This is a genomic window from Levilactobacillus tujiorum, from assembly GCF_012641185.1.
GTDB classification, from domain to species: Bacteria; Bacillota; Bacilli; order Lactobacillales; family Lactobacillaceae; genus Levilactobacillus; species Levilactobacillus tujiorum.
Genome location: NZ_JAAXLK010000060.1, coordinates 1 through 227, shown reverse-complemented (window position 1 = coordinate 227; position 227 = coordinate 1). Strand labels below are relative to the sequence as shown.

Annotated in this window: 1 pseudogene; it reads right to left on the bottom strand. The window is 41.0% G+C overall.

Annotated features, from left to right (window positions below):
* Positions 1-227: pseudogene (locus tag HF569_RS12200) on the bottom strand (EAL domain-containing protein); the annotation flags it as partial.

The following is a 227-nucleotide window of genomic DNA, read 5'->3' as shown; positions in this document are numbered from 1 at the left end:
GATCCGTAAATTGTTCACGGTTTAAATTCAATGAAATTTCGGGATTGTCGCGATGATCTTTTAAAATGCTCGTGATCTCTTGATAGGATAACAATACCTGCTGGTCCATTGGTACCGCGGTAAAATCAGTGGGCGTTACCCAGTAATCATGGCAAGATGACCGTAATAGTAGTTCGTATCCAGCTAATTTTTGTGTTTCAGCGTTGACTTGCGGTTGGACAAAGAAT